At 66.3% G+C, this 21,034-nt stretch carries 28 protein-coding genes and 2 pseudogenes; 5 read left to right on the plus strand and 25 right to left on the minus strand.

The window, feature by feature from the left end; all coding sequences use genetic code 11:
* Position 1: 1 nt before the first annotated feature.
* From ACNA0J_RS09235 to pilL2, 15 genes and pseudogenes are all read right to left on the minus strand, one after another.
* Positions 2-259, minus strand: a pseudogene (locus ACNA0J_RS09235) (TIGR03752 family integrating conjugative element protein); the annotation flags it as partial.
* Between the two features lie 19 nt (positions 260-278).
* A pseudogene (locus tag ACNA0J_RS09240) lies at positions 279-712 on the minus strand (TIGR03752 family integrating conjugative element protein); the annotation flags it as partial.
* A complete protein-coding gene (locus ACNA0J_RS09245; protein ID WP_003116809.1) occupies positions 702-1,613 on the minus strand; it encodes a TIGR03749 family integrating conjugative element protein in 912 nt (303 codons plus the stop codon). The gene ACNA0J_RS09245 and the pseudogene ACNA0J_RS09240, both read right to left, overlap by 11 nt.
* Complete coding sequence (locus ACNA0J_RS09250) at positions 1,610-2,302, minus strand: PFL_4703 family integrating conjugative element protein (protein ID WP_003116810.1); 693 nt, start codon at positions 2,300-2,302, stop codon at positions 1,610-1,612. The genes ACNA0J_RS09245 and ACNA0J_RS09250 overlap by 4 nt, the downstream gene beginning before the upstream one ends.
* Entirely contained in the window at positions 2,299-2,697 is a 399-nt protein-coding gene (locus tag ACNA0J_RS09255) for a TIGR03750 family conjugal transfer protein (protein ID WP_003050133.1), read from the minus strand. The genes ACNA0J_RS09250 and ACNA0J_RS09255 overlap by 4 nt, the downstream gene beginning before the upstream one ends.
* Positions 2,698-2,708: 11 nt before the next feature.
* The gene (locus tag ACNA0J_RS09260; protein ID WP_003090173.1) at positions 2,709-3,068 is read right to left on the minus strand and encodes a TIGR03745 family integrating conjugative element membrane protein; all 360 of its coding nucleotides are present in this window, start codon (positions 3,066-3,068) and stop codon (positions 2,709-2,711) included.
* Positions 3,069-3,084: 16 nt separating this feature from the next.
* The gene (locus ACNA0J_RS09265; protein WP_003050225.1) at positions 3,085-3,318 is read right to left on the minus strand and encodes a TIGR03758 family integrating conjugative element protein; all 234 of its coding nucleotides are present in this window, start codon (positions 3,316-3,318) and stop codon (positions 3,085-3,087) included.
* A complete protein-coding gene (locus ACNA0J_RS09270; protein ID WP_013391806.1) occupies positions 3,315-3,698 on the minus strand; it encodes an integrative conjugative element protein, RAQPRD family in 384 nt (127 codons plus the stop codon). The genes ACNA0J_RS09265 and ACNA0J_RS09270 overlap by 4 nt, the downstream gene beginning before the upstream one ends.
* A 98-nt stretch (positions 3,699-3,796) precedes the next feature.
* On the minus strand, positions 3,797-4,546 hold the full coding sequence (locus ACNA0J_RS09275; protein ID WP_013391805.1) for a TIGR03747 family integrating conjugative element membrane protein: 750 nt from the start codon (positions 4,544-4,546) through the stop codon (positions 3,797-3,799).
* Positions 4,543-6,741 carry a type IV conjugative transfer system coupling protein TraD gene (gene traD, locus ACNA0J_RS09280; protein ID WP_415818636.1) on the minus strand — a complete coding sequence of 733 codons (2,199 nt, stop codon included), beginning with the start codon at positions 6,739-6,741 and terminating at the stop codon, positions 4,543-4,545. Before traD ends, ACNA0J_RS09275 begins: the two co-directional genes overlap by 4 nt.
* Before the next feature lie 4 nt (positions 6,742-6,745).
* A complete protein-coding gene (locus ACNA0J_RS09285; protein ID WP_013391803.1) occupies positions 6,746-7,285 on the minus strand; it encodes an integrating conjugative element protein in 540 nt (179 codons plus the stop codon).
* Positions 7,282-7,872: a transglycosylase SLT domain-containing protein gene (locus tag ACNA0J_RS09290; protein ID WP_013391802.1), complete on the minus strand. Its 591-nt coding sequence runs from the start codon at positions 7,870-7,872 to the stop codon at positions 7,282-7,284. The genes ACNA0J_RS09285 and ACNA0J_RS09290 overlap by 4 nt, the downstream gene beginning before the upstream one ends.
* On the minus strand, positions 7,854-8,579 hold the full coding sequence (locus tag ACNA0J_RS09295) for a TIGR03759 family integrating conjugative element protein (RefSeq protein WP_013391801.1): 726 nt from the start codon (positions 8,577-8,579) through the stop codon (positions 7,854-7,856). The genes ACNA0J_RS09290 and ACNA0J_RS09295 overlap by 19 nt, the downstream gene beginning before the upstream one ends.
* 14 nt (positions 8,580-8,593) lie before the next feature.
* On the minus strand, positions 8,594-9,238 hold the full coding sequence (locus ACNA0J_RS09300; RefSeq protein ID WP_013391800.1) for a hypothetical protein: 645 nt from the start codon (positions 9,236-9,238) through the stop codon (positions 8,594-8,596).
* Positions 9,235-9,801: a PFGI-1 class ICE element type IV pilus protein PilL2 gene (gene pilL2 / locus ACNA0J_RS09305; protein ID WP_013391799.1), complete on the minus strand. Its 567-nt coding sequence runs from the start codon at positions 9,799-9,801 to the stop codon at positions 9,235-9,237. Before pilL2 ends, ACNA0J_RS09300 begins: the two co-directional genes overlap by 4 nt.
* Before the next feature lie 168 nt (positions 9,802-9,969).
* Between pilL2 and ACNA0J_RS09310 the strand changes: the two genes are divergently transcribed.
* Genes ACNA0J_RS09310 through arsH form a run of 5 tightly spaced genes read left to right on the plus strand, consistent with a single transcriptional unit; the run spans position 9,970 to position 13,028 of the window.
* Positions 9,970-10,290, plus strand: coding sequence for an ArsR/SmtB family transcription factor (locus ACNA0J_RS09310; RefSeq protein ID WP_016445103.1), 321 nt, complete (start codon positions 9,970-9,972; stop codon positions 10,288-10,290).
* Positions 10,291-10,292: 2 nt separating this feature from the next.
* Positions 10,293-10,787: an arsenate reductase ArsC gene (locus ACNA0J_RS09315; RefSeq protein ID WP_013391797.1), complete on the plus strand. Its 495-nt coding sequence runs from the start codon at positions 10,293-10,295 to the stop codon at positions 10,785-10,787.
* 10 nt (positions 10,788-10,797) lie between these two features.
* Positions 10,798-11,874, plus strand: coding sequence for an ACR3 family arsenite efflux transporter (arsB, locus tag ACNA0J_RS09320; protein ID WP_013391796.1), 1,077 nt, complete (start codon positions 10,798-10,800; stop codon positions 11,872-11,874).
* 16 nt (positions 11,875-11,890) lie between these two features.
* Positions 11,891-12,313 carry an arsenate reductase (glutaredoxin) gene (gene arsC / locus ACNA0J_RS09325; RefSeq protein ID WP_013391795.1) on the plus strand — a complete coding sequence of 141 codons (423 nt, stop codon included), beginning with the start codon at positions 11,891-11,893 and terminating at the stop codon, positions 12,311-12,313.
* Positions 12,306-13,028, plus strand: a complete 723-nt coding sequence (arsH, locus tag ACNA0J_RS09330) for an arsenical resistance protein ArsH (protein ID WP_013391794.1) — start codon at positions 12,306-12,308, stop codon at positions 13,026-13,028. Before arsC ends, arsH begins: the two co-directional genes overlap by 8 nt.
* Before the next feature lie 44 nt (positions 13,029-13,072).
* Here the strand turns inward: arsH and ACNA0J_RS09335 are convergent, their stop codons facing one another.
* The 10 genes from ACNA0J_RS09335 to ACNA0J_RS09380 all read right to left on the minus strand — a co-directional run bounded on the left by ACNA0J_RS09335 (position 13,073) and on the right by ACNA0J_RS09380 (position 20,989).
* The gene (locus ACNA0J_RS09335; protein WP_013391793.1) at positions 13,073-15,352 is read right to left on the minus strand and encodes a helicase-related protein; all 2,280 of its coding nucleotides are present in this window, start codon (positions 15,350-15,352) and stop codon (positions 13,073-13,075) included.
* Positions 15,353-15,488: 136 nt separating this feature from the next.
* Positions 15,489-15,794, minus strand: a complete 306-nt coding sequence (locus tag ACNA0J_RS09340) for a hypothetical protein (RefSeq protein ID WP_003116817.1) — start codon at positions 15,792-15,794, stop codon at positions 15,489-15,491.
* An 89-nt stretch (positions 15,795-15,883) separates the two neighbouring features.
* Entirely contained in the window at positions 15,884-16,204 is a 321-nt protein-coding gene (locus tag ACNA0J_RS09345; RefSeq protein ID WP_003116818.1) for a hypothetical protein, read from the minus strand.
* A gap of 50 nt (positions 16,205-16,254) precedes the next feature.
* Complete coding sequence (locus ACNA0J_RS09350; RefSeq protein ID WP_223224654.1) at positions 16,255-17,388, minus strand: DUF6094 domain-containing protein; 1,134 nt, start codon at positions 17,386-17,388, stop codon at positions 16,255-16,257.
* 40 nt (positions 17,389-17,428) lie between these two features.
* The gene (locus tag ACNA0J_RS09355; RefSeq protein WP_003116820.1) at positions 17,429-18,076 is read right to left on the minus strand and encodes a hypothetical protein; all 648 of its coding nucleotides are present in this window, start codon (positions 18,074-18,076) and stop codon (positions 17,429-17,431) included.
* Positions 18,077-18,152: 76 nt separating this feature from the next.
* Complete coding sequence (locus ACNA0J_RS09360) at positions 18,153-18,413, minus strand: hypothetical protein (protein ID WP_003090124.1); 261 nt, start codon at positions 18,411-18,413, stop codon at positions 18,153-18,155.
* Positions 18,414-18,429: 16 nt separating this feature from the next.
* Positions 18,430-18,837 (minus strand): hypothetical protein, encoded by a 408-nt coding sequence (locus ACNA0J_RS09365; protein WP_415818642.1) that lies wholly within the window; start codon positions 18,835-18,837, stop codon positions 18,430-18,432.
* 104 nt (positions 18,838-18,941) lie between these two features.
* Positions 18,942-19,283, minus strand: a complete 342-nt coding sequence (locus ACNA0J_RS09370) for a hypothetical protein (RefSeq protein WP_003116822.1) — start codon at positions 19,281-19,283, stop codon at positions 18,942-18,944.
* Positions 19,284-19,377: 94 nt separating this feature from the next.
* Complete coding sequence (locus ACNA0J_RS09375; RefSeq protein ID WP_003116823.1) at positions 19,378-20,067, minus strand: DUF3275 family protein; 690 nt, start codon at positions 20,065-20,067, stop codon at positions 19,378-19,380.
* A 94-nt stretch (positions 20,068-20,161) separates the two neighbouring features.
* A complete protein-coding gene (locus tag ACNA0J_RS09380; RefSeq protein ID WP_013391792.1) occupies positions 20,162-20,989 on the minus strand; it encodes a DUF932 domain-containing protein in 828 nt (275 codons plus the stop codon).
* Positions 20,990-21,034: the final 45 nt, after the last annotated feature.

Consider the following 21,034-nt stretch of genomic DNA (forward strand, 5'->3'; position numbering starts at 1 on the left):
NGTTGGTCGGCACGGTGTAGACCGGCTTGGCACTCTTGACCCCGGCGGCGCGGGCGCCCGCGTTGGCCACGGTTTCCGCAGTGGTTTCGAGCGTGCTCTGCGCCGGGCCGAAGCTCGTGGGGAAGCTCATGCCGCCGCTCGCGCCACGCCCCCCGTTGCGCCCCTCGGCGGGCTTTGCGTCGTCCGGCTCGACCCACCGCACGCCGCCCTCCATGCCTGCCTCGTCGCCGCCCTGCAGCCCCAGGCCCACGGGCAGGTCNGCATGGCCGCCGCCNCGNCCGCCGATACTGTCCAGACGCCGCTGCAGGTCGGCGAGCAGCCCTTCGGTCTGCTGGCGCGCGCTGGCCGCCTGCTCTTGGTCGCGGCGCAGGTTGGACCGCTCGGATTCGAGCGCCGAGTTGATGCGCTGGTCGATGGAGTTCTCGCGCTGGCGCAGTCGCTGGTTCTCTTCACGCTGCGACTTGTTGTCCGAGAGCGCGGTCTGAAGCTCGGTGCGCAACTGCTTCACTTGGGCAACGAGCGTCGCCACGGTGTCGCGCGGGGTGTCGCCTTCGATGCCCAGCGCCTTCATTTCATCGGGCGTGAGCTGGGCGCCGTTGTCCGCCGCGGGTGGCGCCGTGCTGCCTCCACCCGAGAACAGCCGGATACCGACGAACAGCACCAGGATGGCAACAGGGATCATCAGCCACTTGAGCAGGCCGTTACTGCGCATGGCGGGCCTCCTTGGTGTTCTCGTCGCCGTCCGGCTGCGGCAGATGCACGGCCGGGTCGAAGCGGTGAATCGCCGGCAGCAGCGACTGCGCGAGACCGCGGCCGCGCGTGACCAGGTACAGGACGGTCGTGTCCTCGGGCGTGCCGCGCGGGCCCAGCGCCTCGTGCTGGAAGGTGGCGGTGAGGAAATCGCCTTGCAGCACGCGCGGGTCGAGCGTGATCCAGCCGCCGCTGCCGTTGGTTAGGCGCACGGCAGTGACCCACTGGTCCTCCAGGCGCCACGACGCGAGTGCGACCGCGCGCACGGGCAGCGTTGGCATCAGTGTGTCCAGGTCGAGGTCGCGGGGCAGGTTGACCCGCATGACGCCCGGAAGCGGCTCGACGGTGCGCAGCGGTGCGTAGAGGTTCTGCGCGGCGAAGCGCGTCAGCACGACAGGGACCGGAGTTTCGCGCCGCGCGGTCCGCGCACCTGCTTGGCCCTGGGCGCGTGCCGGGGCCTCGGCACTGTCGGCCTGCTCGCCATAGCGTCCCGGTGCGCTGTCACCCTCGACGATGCGCACCGGCTCCAGCTCGGCTTCCCCGTCCTTGGGTGGTTCGGCTGCGATGTCCAGCAGGATCAGCGCGCCCGTGTCGGCGTCCTGCAGTTGCAACCGCGTGGGCTCGATCGGCTCGCTGGCGCGCAGGTACACCGCGCCCCCCGCACTCTGCACGCGCAGGCGTTCGCCCACGCCCGCGGGCACGCCCACGCGCACGTTGCGGTCGATGAACACGATGCGTTCCTGACCGACCTTCAGCGGCACTGCCAGTGGCATGCGTTCCCAGCGCAGGATTTCCACTGCATGGGCGACGGGTGCCGCGGCCACGGCCAGTAGCCCCAGCAGCGCGAGTACAGGGTGCTTCATGGGGTGTTTCCTCCTTGAGGCGCTTGCGGAGACAGGCCACTCGGCGCCGGGCGCGTCGGCTCCGGTGCACTGATGCGCTGGGGCGCGCCGTCGTAGCAGTCCAGCGCCAGGCCGAACGGGTTACGGGCGGGATCGACGTCCACCCGCGTGACCTTGATCGGATAGCGCACCAGGGCGCGCTTGACCTGCTCGGCGCCGTAGTACTCGTCCGCCGTGATGTCCAGCGTCACCACCCAGTCGCGATCGGACACGGTGCGCACGCGCGCCGTGGGGTCGTCGCCATAGCCGCGGCCGGGAATCTCGTAGATGCCGCGCACGCGCTGACGCAGCTCGCCCGTGGAGCGGCGGTAGTCATAGTCCGCCCGCAGGAAGGCCTGGCAGGACGGGGTGAGGTACGGCGAGAGCGTGTGGAGGTTGCGCGAGTAGTCTTCCTCGCCATTGGTTGGCCAGCGGTTCAGCGTCTGGAACACGTAGAACGTGAACGCATAGACCGATTCGGGCGGCACTTCCCACCACTTGCGGGTACTGCCAGAGCGCAGGTCGGGCGGGACGTGGATGGTCAGGTCGCGCGGCGCGCTCCACCAGCCGCCGCCCATGACCAGGGCGACGACGACCAGCGCGCCCGCGGCCAGCCGCAAGGTCTTGATGTGCGCCTGCAGGTGGGTGATCTCGTTTTTGAAGCGGCTCATCGCATGCTCCTGCGGGTGGACCAGAAGCCCGAGCGCGAGATCAGCACATGGCCACCCACCCAGCCGGCCATCAGCGGATGGCGCGTGGCGATGCGCCATTGCAGTTGCCGATACAGCCAGGTGTCGGGACGCCCACGCTTGAGGCGGCGCAGGATGCCGCCGCCGATGAAGACGCCGAGCGCCACGCCCAGGACGACGAAGGTCGGCGCCAGCGCGATCGTGCGGAACACCCAGGACAGCGGCGCGCCGACCAGCAGGCCGGCGGCACCGGACAGGCCGCAGCAAATCCAGAGTTCGTCAGCGGTGAGGCCGCGCACCACAACGGGATGGCGGTTGAGCCGGTGCGGAAGGAAGGTGACCGTTCCGTCCGCACGGACGTGCTGCTGCTCGGACATACCGGCCTCGCTTACAGGATGCCGGTGGCTTCGGTGAGCAGCCAGATGCCGATCACAAGCAGCACGGCGCCGATAGCGACCGTGAGGCCGAACTGGCCCCACGTCTTGCGGCCGGTGTGGATCTCCGCGTAGGTCCCGTAGGCGTGGTAGCAGACGCCGATGAACATCGACGCCACCACCAGCAGGGCCACGAGCATGATGATGTCGTAGCCGTAGTTGCGGATCGTCTCCATGATGCCGTTGCCGGTGCCGCGCGTGGGGTTCTCCAATTGCGGCAGACCTTGCGCGAACGACAGCGCCGGCAGCGCGGCGGCGCCCAGGGCCACGGCGGCGCGCTGGGCAAAACGGGAAGTGAGGTTGCGGTTGTGCATGGTCGGGCCTTTCAGGTCAGGACAGAAGGAAGAAACTCAGGACGAGGTACATCGCGACGAAGCGGATGCAGACGCCGAGGAACTGGCGCTGGTTGAGGCGGCTCTCGGACCACCCCACGTAGGCCGTTCGGATGGCCCAGACGCCCCACACGAGCAGGACCGCGAACACGACGCCGACCAGAACGGTCGCCATCGCGGAAGGCGCGATACCGCTGTTGGCTTGAAATGCCGAGACCTGGGCGCCGTTCATTGCTTGCCCTCCGCAGTCGTCGCCGGCAGCGGCTCGGTCGCCCGTTCGGTGCGGTATTCGCCGGCCAGTTCGGAGGGGGCGCGCGGTTGAGCGCGCGATGGCGTCAGGTGAAATTGGATGCCGGCGCGCACGCGCGCCAAGTCAGCCTGGAGCCGCGGGTAATCGAAGTGGTAGCGCTCGCCCGGTGTGATGGGGGTATGCGCGGCGCTGTCCGCGACGGTGCGTTCCAGCGCGTCGAGCTGGCGCAGCGCGGCGACCAACTCCTGGCGCTGCGCCGGGGACTCGGCCAAGGCCATCGGGGACCGGCCCAGCACGAGGGCCGTCACGAGAAAAGTGGGCACGCCGCGATGCGCGGCGCGCAGCCAGATCGAAGCCAACATCGCGCCATTCCTGTGTGATCAGCAATGGGTTGATCGTGGAGATCAGGGCTGTTTCAGGCCGCAAACAATAGGAACCCGGAAGCGACCGGATTGATGGCCTAGAGGTACTTTTTGAAGCTGCCCGCGGTCAGGCTCACGGCCAGTCCCAGCAAGGCTGCGCTGGGCAGCAGGATCAGCAGCGGATGCACCGAGATCGGCAGCGCGAGGTAGGTGATCCAGGGCAGCACGGCCAGCGGCATCAGGCTCGCTTTCGCGCGGTGGTAGATGAAGCCGGATTCCCGGCCCGCGCCGAACCGCCGCACGTCCCGCCGCACCAGGCCGTCGATCAGGCCGACGAATGCCGCAGTGAGGATCAGCGGCAGCGTGAGCACCAGGACCAGCAGGCGCACGAGGAACGTGAGCGTCGTGAAGGCCGCGGCGATCAGGTAGCTCTCGGCCCAGACATAGGCCTGGCTGATGTAATAGCGGAAGTTGCGCGTCGGCTCGCGGCTGGGCGCACGGGCGCGCTCGGCGGTCTGGCTCATGCGCTCCAGCAACCCCGAGCGCACGAACACCCACCCGTACCCGGTATCCACCAGCTCGTGCGCCGTGCGCCCGGGCTCCTGCACCACCACGCTGCGCGTGAAGTGGTTCGACAGGTGCCCGAGTTCGTACTGCAGCATCTGCTGGGAGTGGCGCCAGCCCTGGTCCTTCCAGAACAGGTGCATGCCGACGCACTCCACCACGATCGAGAACAGCAGCGAACCGATCAGCACCCCGAGCAGCCTGAACGGCAAGGTGATGGTGCCGACGATCAGCCCCTGGCGCTGGTTCTGCTCCCGCTGCGCGGTCGAGGCGGCATCCTTCATGGTGCGGCCTCGCCGGTGCTGTCGTCGGCGCCGGTGGCCACCGCGTCAGGCTCGGCCGGAGCGGCGTCATCCAGCAGGTCGTCGGGCAAGGCAGCCTCCTGCAAGGCTGGGGAACTGGTGAACTCCCACCATTGCGTGGCCTCGCTGTAGCTCTGACGCATGTACCCAGCCAGTTGCTGCAAGTCCGCCGGCATCACTTCATCGGGGTCAGGCGCTGGCAGTGGCATCCGGACCTTCCAGAGCTGACCACCCTGCAGCAGCGCGAAGCATTGGCCTTTGGGCAGGCCGACGACGTGGGATGGCTCGATCATCGGCACGCTCGACATGCTGATGCGGTCTTGCGTGTTGCTGGTGAAGTCCGTCGTCCCGCGGATGTCCGAGGCATCGGTCGCGCCGGAGACGATGGTGGTGGTATAGACCTCCACCTTGGGCAATTGACGGGTCAACAATTCCGCGGTGGCGGTTTCCCGAACCCGCAGCATGAACAGGTTGTTGAAGTTGCCGATCACCTGGCCGGCCTTCGCGCGGTTGCCGATGCGGGCCTCGATGTCCGAGAGCGTCTGCGTATACGCGGTCACCTGCAGCCCGGCACCGCCGCCCTTGTTGATAAGGGGGATGAACTCGTCGCCCATCAGTTCGTTGAACTCGTCGGCATGGACGTTGATGGGAATGCGCGTGCCAGCCGAGGCACCCGGCAGGCCGTCGTCGATCCCGTGCTTGTAGATGTGCCCGGCTACCGACACCAGGTCGGAGAACATGGAGTTGCCGACCGCCGCGGCGACTTCAGCATCCGACAGCGCATCCAGGCCGACATAGACCACGGCGCGCTTCCTGATGACTTGCATCCAGTCGAAGATCGGGCGCGCGTCAGACAGGTCGGAGTAATTCGGCGCCAGGAGTTGGGCGATCTTGCCGCTGGTGAGCTTTTCCAGCAGCGGCAGCAGCGGCAGCAGCGATGCAACGATCTTGTCGAAGTAGGTCTTGTCGTAGCGCACCGCCGAGCGCAGGCCATCGAGCACAGGGTCGTAGTTGCGCGCCTGGGAGAGGTATTGCTCCAGCGCCACCACACGCTTCTCGCGCCCGATCATGTTCCTTGGGATGTTCTTCTCGTTGAGCTTGGCCTCGATCTGGACGATCACCTCCCAGGTCTTGGGCTCGGTCTTGGCGAAGTAGTGTTGGGCGTACTCCATGAACAGCGCGTCGATGTTGATTACGTGCCGCTGGATCAGCATGTAGTCCGGGCGCTGCCCCAGTTCCACCAATGCGCGCGCAATGATGTTGACGAAGCGCCATGCGAACTCGCGGAACGCTGCACTGTTGCCCTCGCCGGAGAGTTGCCCGGCAATGCGCGTGGCGACTTCACTGATGCGTCCGAAGCGCCCCACCGCGTTGTAGCGTGCAGAGAACTCGGGCCAGCCGAGGTGAAAGACGTAGAACTCGCCCTCGCGACCCGCTCGCTTGGCTTCGACGTACATGCGTTTCAAGAGATCCGCGTCGCCCTTGGGGTCGATGACGATCACGACCTCATGCTCACCGTCTGCATTCGTGCGACGGATGTCCTGGGTGACGAACAACTCGGCCAGCCGCGTCTTCCCCACGCGCGTGGTGCCCAGCACCAGCGAATGGCCGACGCGCTCACCCAGTGGCAGGCTGACGTCGACCTCGTCGGGTTCGATGCCGTGCAATCGCGGCAGGCCGCCTACCGGTGGCAGTGGCCGCACGGGGTTGAATGACACATCCCAGCCCGTGAGCCGTACGAGGCGAGACAGTGGAAACGGTGCGAACTCCAGCCGCTCCTCCAGGCGTCGCGCCAGCCGGTATGCCGGTGTTGGCTCGACGTAGCGGCGAAATTCCGGCCGGTACGTCTGCATCAGCCTGTGGGTGTGCTTCTGTTCCCACAGGAAACCGCGCCCCACGAACAGGCGCTGCTGGCTGACCGGCACGTCCCTGCTCGTCATCACGTAGCGCGGCAGGCGCCGGATGTTGCGGCGGTAGCGCAGGATCGCCCGCGCATCGCGGTAGCGGATCGCGCCATAGGCGCCGAACGCCAGTGCGGCACCGACGCCCATGGCTGGGCTCAGCGCGAGCGACCACGGGGCCACCAGGGACAGAAACGCGGCGCCCGCACATGCCGCGACGGTGTATAGCTCCACCGCTGGGCGCAACAGGACTTCGACGGGCTGTTTCCCCGACATGGCCTCATTGCTCGATGCCGGTCGCCGTGATCAGCGCCGGGTAGTGCCGCAGGCCCAGGCGTTCGGCCAGATCATCGCCGGCCACGGGGGCCATCGGCACGCCAGGCGCCAGTGCGCGCAACCGCGCCAAAGCCTGCGCGGTCTCGACATTGACCACCAGGCCGACCGCGCCGCGGTCGTGCAGCGACGCCGCGTGACGGCGCAGCCAGGCTTGCGAGGTCTCATCGTCGCCGATGACCACGAAAGGCCGCAGGCCCGGTGCCTCGATCACGCGCCGCGCGACGAAGCCGGGCATCAGCTTCGCGCTGCGTACCGGCAGCATCGCTGCCTCGTCAGCGGGGGTGGCGGGAATCTGCGGCGTCGGAATGGGAGGCCGCAACGCGCTGTTGGCGCGTGGCTGCAGGTTAAGCGCTTCGTAGTACGGCAGCGCCGACGCGCCGCCGCGGTCCTCGACCACGATCAGCGGTTCGGCGGCATGCGCGACCAACGGCAGCGCCGCCAGCAGCGCGAGCAGGCCCCGCAGGGTCCAGAGCGGTTTCGTCATGGGGTCGACTCCTGACGCACGGCTCGCGCCGTGGCGATTGAGTGCGTGCCCTGCACGCGGGCGAGGTGTCGGGATACGCTGCGTCGATAGCGGGCGGCAGGCTCACCGCCCGCGGGCCGGTGGTAGCGGCCCATGGCCAGCAGCCAGTCTTCACCGGGGGTGTACTGCTCCTTGAGGATCTCGGCGGCGCTGGCGAGATTGCGGTACGGGTCCAACAAGTCGCAGGCATGGGTGTAGCGGTGCGGGTGGTAGCCCAGGTTGATCTGGCCCAGGCCCGCGTCGATGCGCGTGGGTGGCGTAGATCGCATCGCCTGCTGCAAACCGGCGCAGGCATCGGCACGGGTGGCGAAGCGCCGCGACTGGCCGGCGACATTCAGGGTCCACGGCCATGGGACGATGCGTCCATTGCGTCGCATGCCGCTCTCCTGCAAGGCCACGGCGTAGAGCACCGTCGAGGGAATGCCCGCGCGCTGTGCGGCAAGCTGGTAGGCCGGTGGCGGAACCTCCTGGGCATGGGCGGCGCAGGCGAACAGGCCCGCAGTGAGCGCCAGTGCGCGCAGCAGCGCCGTTACGGCTGGCGTTGCCATTGGCCGTTCACTTCGCGCACAACCGCAGGCAAATCGCCGGGCAGGCTCAGCGACAGCCAGCGGCCGCCGTCGTGGTTGAGCGTGATGCCGCCGCTGCGCACCCGGGCCGGGTCGATCTGGGCGCGCTTGGCCCAGTCGCGGATGCGCGCATCGTCCTGGCGGCTGCCGACCATGTAAAGGTCGAACTCGGCACCCGAGGATTGCAGGCGTTGGACGAGTTGCCCGCAAGCCGCGCAGCCGTCCTTGATGAACACTGCCGTGCGACCGCTGCCCCGCGCAGCGGCGGCGCCTGGCCTCTCGTCAGACAGGTTCACCCGCTGCATGCCGGGGTTCAGGCGCTGCCAGGCCTCGTCGTAGGCGCGCTGGTACGCGAGCAGCTTCTCCACGCGGCGCGCTTCGACTTGCACCTGCAGCTCTGCGTAGCGCCGCCGTTCTTCGTCGGTGCGCGCCTCGATGCCCAGGGCGGACAGCGGGTCCAGATTTGGCGAGTAGATGCCCAGCGGCCCATCCATCAAGTCGCGATAGCGCGCCCATTCCTGCGGTTGCAGGCCCCATTCGCCTGCCACCCGGTCGTCCAGGATGCGGGCGGCCAGCGGGCGCTCCTGGCTCTGCGCATTGCGGGCGGGGGTCGTGGCGGGCTGCTGCGCCCAGGCGGGCAACTGCATGGAGCCCAGCAGGAACGCGTACAGGATGATCGACGGCTTCATGTGGTGGGCTCCGGTCAAGGAATCGCCACGCGACGGGTCTGGTCGCCGGCCTGGAACACCGCGGCATTGCCCTCGATCGCCTGCAGGCGCCACGGACCCAGCGCATCACCCGGCAGCAGCACCTGGAGCTGATCGGGCGTGAAATCTCCGGCACTCGGGGCGACGGACACGCTGCGCTGACCCGCGCGCAGCTCAGCGCCGACGACACGAAATGGCAGCGGCGGCGGTTCGGACTTGGCGGTGGCCGGTTGGCTCGGGGTGCGCCGCTGGGTAGGCGCCGCTGCACGCGCAGTCGCTTGGCGCACCTTGATCTGCTCGACTTCGGTACGCAGCGCCTGAACGTCCTCGGCGGTGGCATAGCCACCCAGCGCCTGTTCGGCTTGAACGATGCGCGCCTCCATTGCCTGCCGAGCGTCTTGCAGGCCTGCGGCGGTGGCGGCTGCGGGCTGCTGCTGCAAGGCCCGCGTGGTCTCGGCCAGCCCGGTCACCTGGGCTTCGAGGCGCTGCAACCGGACATCGAGCTGCTGCTGGTCGGCCTGATCGGTCATCGTCTGGTGGCCCAGGATCGCGAAGACACTGAGACCCAGCAGCCAAAGCCAGAGCAGGCTTTGCAACACCACGGCGGCGGTCGGGCGCCGGAGCGGCTGTGCCGCGTTCATGGCTGGCCTCCCGCAAAGGGGAACGTCTGCACGGCCTCGGCAGCAGGCGGCTCGGACACCGGCTCGGCACCGGTGTCGCGACCAGGCCGCTCGAAGCAGACCTGCCGCGTCCGGTCATCGGCGTGCAGTTCCCAAGCCGGACCGGCCAGGGTGAGCAGTGCATCGCGCAAGGTCATGGGGCCGAGATGCAAGTGCGCCGCCGGCAGCGGCAGCGCGTACAGCTCGATCACCGCATGCGGGGTCTCGCAAAGCTGGTAGCCGCTGCGTTTGAGCACATGCCGCAGCCCGTCGCCGACCGTGGCGCGGACCTCCTCGGGCATGGACACGTCGATGGTCTGCACCAGCAGATCGCGCTGCGCCGCCATCGGCGCCAGCTCCACCAGGGTGTAGCGGCCATAGCGCACGACGGGAATGAACTCGGGCGGTGCAGCCTCGGGCGCGGGTGGGACGTCCTCGACGGTGCTGGCGGCCAGCGGCGGTGGCGTGGTCGCGCAGCCGCTGGCCAAGGCTGCGGCCAGGAGGCTGGTACCGACCAGACACCGGGATACATGGATTGCAGGCATGGCATCGGCTCTTCTGTTGCGATGCCGATACCTTGGCTGCGCGCGGCTGCGCGGTCAGTCAGAAATGCGAACTGGGGGGTGCCCGCTTTTGCAGTCCAACACATAGCGCAACCCGCAAATCCAACTGTGGTTTGCACATTAATTCTATAAATGTTGTATTATCGAATCATGAAAGAGGATCAAGCCATTTCCGCCTTAAACGCCCTGGCTCACACCCAGCGCCTGCGCGTGTTCCGCGCCTTGGTCGTTGCTGGCCCGGGCGGACTGACGCCGAGCACGCTAGCTGACCAGCTCGACGTGGCCCGCAACACCTTGTCCTTCCACTTGAAGGAACTGGCCCATGCTGGCCTCGTCAGCATCGAGCAGCAGGGCCGCAACCTGATTTATCGCGCCGAGTACGGCCGCATGGACGGTCTGATCGGTTACCTGACCGAGCATTGCTGCCAAGGTGGCGTATGCGAGGTTTCTCCATCCAAGACCTGCTGCTGACCATGACCGATACCACTTACAACGCCTTGTTCATCTGTACGGGCAATTCGGCCCGCTCCATCCTCGCCGAAGGCATCCTCAACGACATGGGCCAAGGGCGGTTTCACGCCTGGTCGGCAGGTAGCCATCCGAAAGGCGAAGTTCACCCGCTGGCACTCGCCACGCTGGAGCGGCTGCACCTTCCGACAACGGGCTACCGCAGCAAGAGCTGGGACGAGTTCGTGAAGCCCGATGCGCCGGTGTTCGATTTCATCTTCACCGTCTGCGACAACGCAGCCGGCGAGGCGTGTCCGCTGTGGCCGGGCAAGCCGGTGTCGGCGCATTGGGGCGTGCCTGACCCGGCAGCCGTGGAAGGCACCCTGGAACGACAAAGCAAGGCGTTCTTCGATACCGCCATGACGCTGCGCCGACGTATCGAGTTGTTCCTGTCGCTTCCGATCAAGAGTCTCGATGCCATGTCGTTGCAGCGTGAACTGCGCGACATCGGCCGCCAGTGAGGCCCGCCCGATGAGCGCAACCGATACTGCCGGCCCCGCGCCAGCAAACTCCGCCATGAGCGGCTTTGAGCGTTACCTGACGCTATGGGTGGCGGTGTGCATCATCGCGGGGATCGCTCTGGGCCAGTTCGCGCCCGCCGCATTCCAGGCCATCGGCCGCATGGAGATTGCCAAGGTCAACCTGCCGGTCGGCCTGCTGATCTGGGTAATGATCATCCCCATGCTGCTGAAGGTGGACTTCGCCGCGCTTGGCCAGGTGCGCCAGCATTGGCGGGGCATGGGGGTCACGCTGTTCATCAATTGGGCCGTCAAGCCGTTCTCAATGGCGTTGCTGGCGTGGATCTTCATCCGCCACGTCTTTGCCGACTGGCTGCCCGCCGATCAGCTCGACAGCTATATCGCCGGCCTGATCCTGCTGGCTGCTGCACCGTGTACCGCAATGGTTTTCGTTTGGAGTCGGCTGACTGGCGGTGATCCGGTATTTACGCTGTCGCAAGTGGCCTTGAACGACACCATCATGGTGTTCGCCTTCGCACCCATCGTCGGCCTGCTGCTGGGCCTGTCGTCGATCACGGTGCCGTGGGACACCTTGCTGGTGTCGGTGGGTTTGTACATCGTCATTCCGGTCATCCTGGCCCAGCTCTGGCGCCGGGCGCTGCTGCGCAAGGGGCAGGCCGTGTTCGACAGGGCACTGGAACGCATCGGCCCATTGTCCATCGCCGCGCTGTTGCTGACGCTGGTGCTGCTGTTCGCCTTCCAGGGCGAGGCCATCATCCGGCAGCCGCTGGTGATCGCCATGCTGGCGGTGCCGATCCTGATCCAGGTGTTCTTCAATTCCGGTCTGGCGTACTGGCTCAACCGCCAGGTGGGCGAAAAGCACTGCGTCGCTGGGCCATCCGCGTTGATTGGTGCCAGCAACTTCTTCGAGCTGGCCGTGGCCGCCGCCATCAGCCTGTTCGGCTTCCATTCCGGCGCAGCACTCGCAACAGTGGTCGGCGTGCTCATCGAGGTGCCGGTCATGCTGCTGGTGGTGCGCGTGGTCAATCGCTCACGCGGCTGGTACGAACGCCGCGCGACCACTTCGTAACCTCCAAGAGGCATCCATGAGCACCATCACGATCTACCACAACCCAGCCTGCGGCACCTCGCGCAACGTGCTGGGCCTGATCCGCAACAGCGGCGAGGAACCGACCATCATCGAGTACCTGAAAACGCCGCCCGACCGCGACACGCTCCAGGCGCTGATCGCGGCGATGGGCGTGCCGGTGCGAGACGTGCTGCGCGAGAAAGGCACGCCCTATGCCGACCTCGACCTGGGCAACCCGAAGTGGAGCGACGACGACCTGATCGGCTTCATGCTCCAGCATCCCATCCTCATCAACCGGCCTATCGTGGTCACGCCGCTAGGCACGCGCCTGTGCCGGCCTTCGGAAGCCGTGCTCGACCTGCTGCCGCAGCCGCAGCGCGGCGCGTTCAACAAGGAAGACGGCGAGCCGGTGGTCGATCAGGACGGCCGCCGTGTCTGAATCTCGTCTCGACCTGCCGAACATCGACACGGCGCTGTTCCAGCAACCGGACACCGAACATCTGTTCGCGCCGGCACGGGCCACGCACGCGCCGCGCTTCCTGCTGCTCTATGGTTCGCTGCGCGAACGCTCGTTCAGCCGCCTCGCAGCCGAAGAAGCCGCACGCATCTTGCGGGCGCTGGGCGGCGAGACCCGATTGTTCAATCCGTCCGGGCTGCCTCTGGTGGACGATGCGCCGGCCGATCACCCGAAGGTCAAGGAACTGCACGAACTGGTGCAATGGGCCGAGGGCATGGTGTGGAGTTCGCCGGAGCGCCACGGCGCGATGACCGGCCTGATGAAGACCCAAATCGACTGGATTCCGCTGTCGGTCGGCGCGGTGCGCCCGACCCAGGGCAAGACGCTGGCGGTGATGCAGGTATCGGGCGGCTCGCAGTCGTTCAACGCCGTCAACCAGATGCGCGTGCTGGGCCGCTGGATGCGGATGCTGACCATCCCGAACCAGTCCTCGGTCGCCAAGGCGTACCAGGAGTTCGACGAGGCCGGACGCATGAAGCCCTCGGCCTACTACGACCGCGTGGTGGACGTGATGGAAGAACTGATGAAGTTCACGCTGCTCACGCGCGACGTGGCGCCGTATCTGGTGGATCGTTACAGCGAGCGCAAGGAAAGCGCTGAATCACTGTCCAGGCGTGTACGGCAAGGTGCAATTTGACGCTGCGAGGCGCTGAAAAAAGAGCCGTCGGCATTGCGTGAAGTTCAGGCGGCGACCAGTTGCCGGGCCAGTGCGACCTCGACGGAATCACCATCCTGGTTCAGGACATCCAGCCCCGATTCGGGCACGTCGCCCGAGGTGGACTGCGAGACCATGATCTTCTTGGCCATCAGTTCCAGGCAGGTCATCTGCGAAGAACCGGCGTAGCCGAGGTAGATCACGCGCACCGGCAACTTCTGCCCGATGCGCCAGGAGCGGCGTGCCGCCTGCTGGAGCGAGTACACGTTGTAGCCCGACTGCATGAACACGATCGTCGGAAACTCCAGCAAGTCCAATCCCGTCTTGACCAGCTCGGGATTGGTGATGAGCACGTCGATGCCACGATCCAGTTGCTCAGCGATCCAGTCTTCGCGGCGGCTGGCATCCACGCTTGCGCGCAGCACCGCCACCTTGAAGCCTTCTTGCTCCAGCAGCACCTTCAGGCGCGACGTGGTGTCCCGCGTGCCGGTATAGACCGTGTAGGCCAGAACCTTGCGGCCCTGCGCCTTCTCCGCTTTGCAGATGTCGATCAGCTCACGCTCCTTGGGGCTGATCTCGAACTCGTTGAACTGAGCCGGGACAAACGCCAAGGTGTTGCGCGTGCGCGGATGCACCACGGTCTCCGACCGGAAGCAGCAATCCGGCCAGGCCAGCAGCACGTTGAGGACCACACCCAGCAAGGTCGTATCGCGTCGCGCCAGAGCCTGTTTCAGCTCCGCGGTCAGCCGACCCGCCAGATCGCGGTAGGCCGCGGCTTGCGCCGTGTCCATCGCGACTTCACGGAACTCCTCGTCATACGGCGGCAGGACGTTGCCACCGATGTCCTTGAGCTTGAGAAAGATCGTGAACGGCAGGATGCAGCGCAGCACGCCCTTGGGGCCAAACCCCGGGGCCTTGACCGTGCGCACCGATACCTTGGTGCCCTTGGCCGTCTTGTGCGCCGTGCCGGTGCTCTCGGAGTAGATGTCCTTCAACACCCCGTGATCGCGCATGAACGCCATCGCAGCCGAGGTCATGCTGCCGCTCGTGGTCGGGCGGTAGCCGTCTTCGATCATCCGCCCCGGAAGGGCTCGGAACAGCAGGTGGAACAGGTCGTCCCCGTAGCCGCCCATCAACGTGCCGGTCAGCAGCAAGGTCTTGCGAGCCTTCGCCGCCAGCACGCCCATGGCCTGGCCCTGGGCACTGCCCCCGTTCTTGTACTCATGTGCCTCATCGGCGATGAGCAGGTCGAACGTGCCTTGCGGCAGGTAGCGTTTGATGAACTCGGACGGCTGATAGCCGCCCTCGCCAAAGCCGAACTCCATGTTGGCCATCGCACGTTCCATGCGCGTGGCCTGACGGTCGGAAAACACCAGCTCGCCGTTGCCATCCATGAGGTTGATGAACTCATGGATGTTGTCGCCGAGCATCGACGCCAGGAACCCGTCACCGAACTTTTGCATCAGCTTCTGCGCGGTGACCTCTCCGATGGTCGGTATGCGCTTTAAGGCTTTGAGCACGGCCGAGGACTGGTCGCTGCCGGACAGACTGCGCGGGCGGATCAGTGTCCACAGGGGCGCGGCGCAGTGGCCGCACTTCCTGCGGCACTCCTCGGCTTGGAGCGCGATCGGGTTGACCGGCTCGCCGTCGAGGTCGGTGATGACCGTGCCGCAGTCCGGGCAGGCCGCCACGTCGCCGTGGCGGGTGCGCCGCGTGGTGAAGACAGGCTTCCAGTGAAAGCCCATCCGCATCCTGACGCGCCCCAGGACGAAGAACTCCTGGCCCGTGGGCTGCACGCCCAACTGCTCGCGCAGCTTGATGAGCTTGACGAGCGTATCCGGCCCGTTGAGTACCCACACCTTGGCACCGGCCACCGTCTCCTGGATCTCGCGCCGCCACTTGTAAACCAGGTGGGGCGGCGACAGCACCAGAGTGCGGCGATAGCCTTCGGCGTTGAGCACGGCGGCCGTGGCAATGCCGACGGTCGTCTTGCCGCAGCCCATCTCGCCATTGACGATCGCAGCACGTTCGCCACGGTCGATCAGCAGCTCGGCGGCGGCGTGGACGACTTCGGCCTGGGCTGGGAACAGCTTGCGCTTGAGGCTGGCGACCACCAGTTGCCGGTGCGCCTGCGGTTGGCCGGTATAGACCGGCGGATTAGCGCTGTTGAGGGCGTCGAGTAGTTCGTCGCCGAACTCGCCGACAAAATCCTGAAGGCTCAGGGTCAGAGGGGAAGATTCCGCGTCGAGCAGTTCGCCCTGTACGGGCGCGGATTCAGCGGCAGTGGTTTCGAGATCGAGGGACATGGTGATGCTCCAAAGAAAAATGGGGCATGCACCACCCCCAGCGGGGCAATGGCATGCCCCGTGGTGGGAAGAGAATCGACGCGTGGCTGAGGGTGGTTGAAGGTGCTGGCCTGGGCGGCCCGCAGGTGAACCGTGCTCAGTCTTCGGACGGAAGCACGATGACGGTTGCGCAGCGCTGCGAATCGGTGACGATGCGAATGGCGAGCCCCGGATGGATCACGTAGTGCGATTCCAGCGACGCGCCCGATTGAAGCGCGCTGCTGTTCGTCTGCCATTGCTGGATGTTGACGTCGCCCCAGTCGCCACGGGTGTGGCGCCTGAAGTACGGGATCGGGTCCAGGCGACCCGCGCGGACCAGGCGGTCTACACCTCTGCTGAAGATGAGCGCCCCGATGGGGAACGCCAGCCGCTGGCAGTAGGTTTCGATGCGATGCGATGCCATGGGCTCCTCCTTGATGAGTCATTGAGCCACGACACCCCTGCCGGAGTGAAGTGGCTCCGTCAGGTGGATGAGGATGACGATGTGGGGCCTCAGATCAGGTCCCGCTCTTCGGGAAGCTGGACCACCGTGGTCTGGTGGTCCTCGCTGGTCTTGACGATCAGCGCCAGGTCCGGCGTGATCCTGAACTGCGAGATCATTAGGTTGTCCTGTTGGATCGCCACGTCGTTGGCTTGGCGTGTGGCCTCATCGATCTCGCCCCAGTCCCCGCGCACATGGCGCTGGACATAGGCCAAGGGGTCGATCAGGCCTCGCCGGGCCAGCCAATGCACCTTCTCGCTCAACTTCAACGTACTCGGTGCGAACAACGGTTGCTTGTGCGGCGCAGGCCGCTTGAACGGATTGGGGATCATGGTGTTTCTCCTTCGAGTTGGTACAGCAGGACGGCAGCGCGTCCGGTGGATCAGCGAATGGTCAACACCTCGCCCCGTGTCGCGGAGCCAGGTGTCATGTCCCACGCGCGGATGACGGGAACGAACTTGTCGGTGAGGATGCGGGTCTCGGCGATGGAGCCGTCTTCGCGTTCGGTGAACTCCCGCTGGAGCGTCTTGTCCTTGTGGGTGTCACCTTTGACGACGAGCACGCGCCCGGTCTTGGAGCGCACAACCCCCGAGATCGCACCCGCGGCCAGAGCCAGGGCGAGATGCCAGCGGGACAAGGCCCGCGCCGGTGGACGCAGCGATTGCTGCGCAGCCCCCAGGTGCGTGTCCTGCGATGGCCACAAGCCTTGCAGCCTGCCAACCTCATCGGCGAACTGCTCGGGCTCCATCGTCACGCGGAAGAAATGCTCTGGCTCGGCCGGGCTGGCGGGGACGATGTACGGCAGGAACGGCCACTCGCTCGGCAGTTCCTCGGCTTCGACTTCGCCTTGCCCTACCTGCAACAGCAGATTGCGCACGGCCTTGACGCCATCGGGCACCTGCTCGCGCTGGCGCACCCGGCGTCCGAAGATCACCACCTGCTTGAACTGCGTCTCCACCGCTCGGTAGATGCGCAGGTCCGTGTAGTGGCGCGTCAGCCAGCCGACCAACTCCGCGTCGAGCACGTAGCCGGGGACGATGAAAACCAGCACGCCGCCGTATTGCAGCAGCGAGAGCGTGCGCTGGTAGAACAGCTTTTCAAGGCGGGCACGGCCCTGGCCCTGATAGCCGATGTTGCCGTTGACGTCCTTGGACAGGTCCCCATACGGCGGGTTGAGCCAGAGCAGCCCGAAGGACTGCTTGGAGACCATCGTGTCCATCAGGTCCGCGTGCAGGCAGTGATCGACCAGGCCGCGGGCATGGCGCGCCCGCTCCGCGTCGAACTCGACGGCGAACGCCTTTGCCTGCTCGCGCCCGAGGGCATGGGCGGCTTCGGCGATCGCCACGCCTTCGCCGGCGCAGGGATCGAGGATGCACATCGGCCCGTCGCTGGGCATCAGTGCGTTGAGCGCTCTTTCGAGCGTGGGTTCGTCGGTCGGGAAATATCCGTTCTTGACGAAATTGCGGGCGAGCCGCGGGAACATGAGGGCCATGGAAGTCTCCTGGTTGGCGGGGATGAAACACGGAAGTACGCCAAGGCGTGCCTCCGAGGGTGGGTCAAGCCGCTACCGCTTCCGGCGTCCAAATCTTGGCCGGATACGGATAGGCGGTGAGCGCGTCGCTGCGGATCAGGGAGCCGAGCGCCAGGGTCAGCGCCGGCACGTCGATGGCGAGCCGATGGCCTTCCAGCGGCCCGAGGGCGAACGGAAGGCGGGCCAGCATCTCGCGGGTTTGCAGCAGTTCCAGCACGGTCTCGCGCCAGTGATCGAGCAGCGGCAACGGGCAGGTGTCCCGCACCAGCATCCACAGGCGGTCAAGCCTGTGGGCGCTGTCGCGTGGCAGCAGTGCCAATGCGCTGGCGTTGGCCTTGTCGGGCTTGACGCAGCGCCGGTCGAACAGCCACACGTTGGACAGCGAGCCGAACAGCGTCCGCCGGTACGCGCGCGTGATGCGCTTTTCCAGGCGATCGACGTTGCCGATGAATACCGGGACGCTGCCGCCCTGGTCGGTGATGACGTGGAACTGGTCCAGTCCCTGCTCGTCGCGCCCGAGGGTCAGGCGAGCGAGGAACTGCTGGACGGCGGTGTCCCGCGCCCAGATGGACAGGAAGATCAGGTTGCCCTGGTCATCGCCGACGCAGGCGTCGGCCATCACGTCCGGGCATTCGTCGATGCGGTACAGCGTGGAAGAAGTGTTTGCGGGCATGGTGGTGTCCTCGGATGAACGGGAACAGCACCGCCCGCTGGGGCAAGTACTGCCCCAGGGGGTGGAAGAAAACCGCTCAGTCCGGCTCGAACTGCCGGGTGTGCGGGTTGAAGTGAAGCGGCTCGTCCGCCGAAGTGATCGGCGTGAAGCCTTCCAGGTAGATGTTGTTGAGGTACTGGTCGCGGTAGGTCAGTGCCTGCCGTGCCTGGTCCTCGGTGAGGCCGTTGTCGATGAAGTACGCCAGCATTTCCTCGTCGGAGGACACTTCGTCGTTGGACAAACTCCCTTCAACGAGTGCCAGCAACGAGGGCGGAAGCGTTGCCAGGATCGGGTCCATGTCGGTTCCTCCTGGCTCAGGCCATCGACGCCGCGGCGGGTGCCGTGGATGCCGTGGGGGTGCGCCGCCGCGCGTGGTAGGCGCGAACGCCTGCACGCCAGTCGGCGGACTGCTCCGGTGCGAGGTCCAGATAGGACAGCGGGCACGTGTAGTAGTACGGGTGCATGGACTCGTCCAAGGACTTGTAGCCCCACTGGCCGCCGCTTCGTTCAAGCAGATCGCAGCGGATGTAGCGCAGGGACTGGCCCGGTGCGAGATCACGATGCACGCCTTCGACCTTGGCGGTCACTTCGGCGACGGACCACAGCACGTTGCCGCGCAGGGTGTGAGCGATGACCTTGACGCTGGCGCGCTCGGTCTCTTGCGGTGCGATCAGTTCCGCGATCAGTTCGGACCGCGATTGGTTTGAGAAATACCAGCCCATGAGAGGCCTCCTCGAAAAGTTGAGCTGAAGGCCTCCCCGTGGGGAAGAACCCCCAGCGGGTGATGGAATGCCGCATCTGCGGCGAAGGAACCTATGCGTCGCCCTCAATCCCAGTCGTCATCGTCTCGATCACAACCGGCCGGGCAGTAGCCGAACTCGATCCCGTGCGAGCAATAGCCATGCTCCGCATTCCAGTCCTGGGTTTCCTGCCGTTCGGCAGGTGTTGCGTAGTCCCATTCCTGGGCCGCGATTTCGAGAGCCTGAGCACGTTGCTCATCCGGCAAACGATTGGCCTGTGCGTCGATCGCCGAACTGAAGAGCGTCACGTAGTGGTCGTAGGACAAGCCGCAACCGCGCTGGGCGTGTGCGGCGGCCGCTTTGCAAAGGTCCCGCCACGCGGGTTCATCCAGCGTTGAACGCGGGGTATCGCAAGCGATGGTGGACATGATGGAGACCTCCAGAAAATGGCCAGGGCCTCCCCCGCATGGGAAAGGAACCCCGGCGGGTGGATGAAGAACACCGCGCATGCGGCGTCTGCGATCACGCAGGTTTTGGTTCGGCCTGGCGGCTCCACTCCTGCGTCTTGAAGTCCAGCGCGTAGCCCAGCTCGCCCAGGCGGGCGATCTGCGCGCGCAGGGTGCGGCGGTCGATGGTCGAATCCAGTTTCACGGACTCGCCCAGCGGCCACAGCAGGCCGAAGAGCGCGGCGTCACCGTCTTCGGTGCTGCCGGGGGCAGCGGCCGTAGCAGGCGGTGGCGCATCCACGCCGAAGGGCGTGGTATCGACCAGCGGGTCCGCGGACGCCTGCACGGGTGCGGGCTTGGCGGGCCTGGACGCTTTGGTGGGCTTGGCCGGCGTTGCCGCAGGCTGCGCCCCTTGCTCTTCATCGAGCGGATCGACGTCCTGGGTGGCGAAGCTGCGGGCTTCGTCGCGGCTGAGTTTGTCGATGCCGTTGAGCGTCATGCCGTCGAGGCTGGCACGGATCTCGAACCGCATGCCGCCGCCGACCGGATAGGACTTCGGGAAGATGTACCTGATGATGAATTCCCCGTCGTACTTGCCTTCGGGGTACTGCTCCAGCTCCGGGTCTTTGACCTCGAAAGTACCGAGGTGCGTCGCGAGGCGGCCAACCGTGAACGGGCCGTTCTTGCCGCGGATGGTACGCAGCGTGAGCTGGCCGGGGACGACGATGGGCGCAACAGATTTCTCGGAAGCCGATGGGGTTGCCATGATGGTTCTCCTGATGATGAATGACGGGCCGCCGACGGCACCCGGTGGATGAGAGGAAATGGCCTCGCCCGAGGTGGGCGAGGTCCGCGTGGCATCACGCCTTGAGCTGGCGCATGCCTTCGGCCAGCAGCCACAACGCCCGGTTCAGGCGCAGGTTCTGGTCGATGCCTTGCACCGGACGGGTGCGCTGATTGCGGCCGTTGGCCGTGCGTCCGTTCAGGCCCCCTTTGACTAGGTTCTCCTGGACGCGGTTGAAGACGGCCCACAGGTCGTTCTTGCGGTCGTCCCATCGCCGAGGGGCCAGCAGTTGGCTCTCGGTGACAGGCGTGGACTTGGCCGGATCGTCGTACTTGAGTGCGAGCGCAGAGTTCGCAAAGACCTCCGCTTCGCCCTCATCGAGGGTGATGGTGCGCATCGCATCGCGCGCGTTCTGCACGCGCTCGAAACCTTCGAGGACTCCGTAGGCACCTTCGATCACCTGGCTGGCCACGTCGCCCTTGTGGGGAACGCGGATGTCTGCGGTGGTGTCACCGCAAACCAGGCCGTTGTGGCAGACGAACCGGAACATGCCGGCGAGCATCTGATAGCTGCTCGTGCCGTCATGGCTGTTGAGCAGGATGATCTCGTTCGCCTCGTCGCCGTTGATCTGGCTTGCATGGCGAAGTCGGATGAGGTGCTTCGTGTACTCGCGCCGGTCTTCGTTGCGCACGCGCGTCTGACACACCATGAAGGGCTCGAAGCCCTCCTGGCGCAGCTTGGTCAGCACGGTCGAGGTCGGTATGTAGGCATACCGATCGGACCGGCTCCCATGTGGAGCGTCGGCGAAGATCGACGGAACGACGGCACGAATGCGGTCGTCCGAGAGTGGGCGATCAGAGCGCAGGATCGGGGATTGCGGAGCAAAGCGGGATACCAGAGACATGGCTGATCTCCTTTGAGAAATTCGACAACCGCGTGGCCGTGAGAC

It is taken from the genome of Bordetella tumbae, from assembly GCF_965139195.1.
GTDB classification, from domain to species: Bacteria; Pseudomonadota; Gammaproteobacteria; order Burkholderiales; family Burkholderiaceae_B; genus Bordetella_A; species Bordetella_A tumbae.